The following is a 2,539-nucleotide window of genomic DNA, read 5'->3' as shown; positions in this document are numbered from 1 at the left end:
AGACAGTAGCGGCGATCAGGATGAGACTCTGCGGCCGTGACGGGAGCGAGATTGTCGCGGCGCGACAGGCAATGCAAGGCCAACTTTGGTGTTGATCGCCGCTCCGCGACAGACGGTGTCTCAGCTTGATTGTCGCTGGAGGGCTGCGCGGCGTCGGTAGCTCTCGACGTTCATCTCGAAGATGGTGGAGTGGTGCACGAGGCGGTCGACAGCGGCGAGCGTCATGGCGGGGTCAGGGAATACGCGCGACCAGTCGCCGAATGGCTGGTTGGCGGTAATGAGGGTTGATCGGCGTTCGTAGCGGGCGCTGATCAGTTCGAAGAGGACGGAGGTTTCGGCCTGGTCCTTGGTGACGTAGGCGAGATCGTCGAGCACGAGCAGGTGATATTTGTCGAGCTTGGCGATCGCACTTTCGAGGGCGAGCTCACGGCGCGCGATCTGCAGTTTCTGGACGAGATCCGAGGTACGGGTGAACAGGACGCGCCAGCCCGCCTCGATGAGTGCCATGCCGATTGCAGCGGCGAGATGGCTCTTCCCGCCGCCCGGTCCGCCAATCATGATGAGGTTGGCCCCCTTCTCGAGCCAGCTGTCGCCGGCACAGAGGGCCATGATGTGTGCCTTGGAGATCATCGGCACGTTGGTGAAGTCGAAGGTGTCGAGGGTTTTGCCTGGTGGCAGGCGTGCTTCTGCCAGGTGCCGCTCGATGCGTCGCCGGTCGCGTTCGGCGATCTCATGCTCGGCGAGCGCGGCGAGGAAGCGGGTGGCCGGCCACGCCTCCTTGTCGGCGCGTTCAGCGAATTGAAGCCAGGCCTGTTTGATGGCGGGCAGACGTAGTTCGTTGAGGATGAAGGCAAGGCGCTGGGTGTCGGCAGCGGGGTTCATGCGGCCGCTCCCGTCAGCAGAGTGTCGTAGACGGCAAGCGAGGGCAATTGCACCGAGACGACCGGCAAGCTGGCCGGGTCTGGTGAGAAGCGTGCTCGTAGCTGCGTGAGGTCTGGCAGGCGCCTGGCGTCCAGATCTGCTGCCAGAACATCTGCCAGCTCTGCTTCGCAACCCCGCTCATGCGCGAGCGAGAGCAACTCGACCATGATCTTGCAGGCGACGCGCTCGGGCAGTTGTTCGATAAGACGGTCGAATGTCCGGCGATACGCTTCGCGCGGAAAGATCTGGTCGCGGTACACGAGGTTCATCAGCGCCATAGGTTTGCGCCGCAGGCTGTGGATGACGTGCCGGTAGTCGACGACGTGTCCGTGCTTGCCGTCGCTGGGCGTTCGTCCGCGACGGAGCGTCATGAGACGCGTCGCGCCGAGGAAGATATCGAGGCGGTCGTCATACAGGCGGACCCTCAGCCTGTGGCCGATGAGGCGCGACGGGACCGTGTAGAAGACCTTCTTCAGCGTGAAGCTGCTGGTCGAGGTGACGGGGACAATGCTCTCCTCATAGTCGCTGGTGCGAAGCTGCGGGAGCGGCTGCAGCGTTGCGCGCTCGGCATCGATACGAGCCGCGTTGCGTCGGTTCTTGCGCGCGACGATCTCGTCGATGAAGGCGCGGTAGGCAGCCAGATCCACGAAGTCGCCGGACCCGCGCATTAGCAGCGCGTCGTTCACGGCATATTTGAGATGGCCGTGGGGGCTTTCGATAGCGCCGTTCTCATGGGCGACACCGCGATTGTTGCGCGTCGGCTCCATCGCATAATGCTCGCAAAGCGCATCATATCGCCGCGTCAGGTCAACTCTGGCGTCAGCATCGAGATTGCGGAATGCGGCCGACAGGCTGTCACTGCGGTGTAGGCGTGGCGCGCCGCCTACCGCCCACAGGGCGTTCTGCAGTCCCTCGGCCAAGGCGACATAGCTCTCGCCGCCGAGGATGACATGGGCGTGCTCGAAACCCGACCAGACCAACCGGAAGTGATAAAGAAGATGCTTGAGCGGCTGGCCGGCGACAGTGACCAACACATCGAGATCGCCCATATCGGTGAAGTCCGACAGGCCCATACGGCCGGGCTCGTGAGCCTGACGGAAAATGACCTCCTGGTCCGCGCCATGCCGCGCGCGCCATGTCCGGATGCGCCGCTCCATGGTCCGCCGGATCCCGGGCGAGAGATCCGGATGTCGGCGAAGCATCTCCTCAAATATCGCGACCGCCCGCAGGCCGGGAGCCGCCTGGAGAAGTGGGACAATCTCGGTGTCGAAGATCTCTGCCAGCGGGTCTGGTCGGCGCCGACTTCGCGGCTCCGCCTTCTGGGACGGGAGTTTGCCTCCCTTGAGCAGCCGATAGGCGGTCGCCCGGCTGATACCGGCCTTGGCCGCTGCCACGGACACCGGGTCGCTTTGACGATGTTTCATAAAGAGCCTCGTTTGATGATCGTTGACGTGTCGACCGCTCACCTGCGCTCTTCCCTCAAGGAAAAGCCCAGATGTAGGCCGGTCACGACCACCAAAGCCCTTCGAAAGGGCTTCCGTTTGGGGCTGTCGGCTCCGGGCTACGCCCTACGCCGACAGCCCCAAACGGAGTCTCATCTTGATTGACGCTGCTGTCT

General features: G+C 63.6%; 1 protein-coding gene and 1 pseudogene. Both read right to left on the bottom strand.

Translation table 11 applies throughout. The features are described from left to right. Positions 1 to 126: 126 nt before the first annotated feature. Positions 127 to 882 (bottom strand): annotated as a pseudogene (gene istB / locus NLI89_RS21495) (IS21-like element helper ATPase IstB); the annotation flags it as partial. Next, positions 879 to 2,387 (bottom strand): IS21 family transposase, encoded by a 1,509-nt coding sequence (gene istA, locus NLI89_RS21490; RefSeq protein WP_439144557.1) that lies wholly within the window; start codon positions 2,385 to 2,387, stop codon positions 879 to 881. The pseudogene istB and the gene istA, both read right to left, overlap by 4 nt. Positions 2,388 to 2,539: the final 152 nt, after the last annotated feature.

It is taken from the genome of Sphingomonas faeni, from assembly GCF_024273235.1.
Taxonomy (GTDB): Bacteria; Pseudomonadota; Alphaproteobacteria; order Sphingomonadales; family Sphingomonadaceae; genus Sphingomonas; species Sphingomonas faeni_A.
The sequence above is the reverse complement of the archived record's forward strand: the minus strand, read 5'-3'. Positions and strand labels throughout refer to the sequence as shown.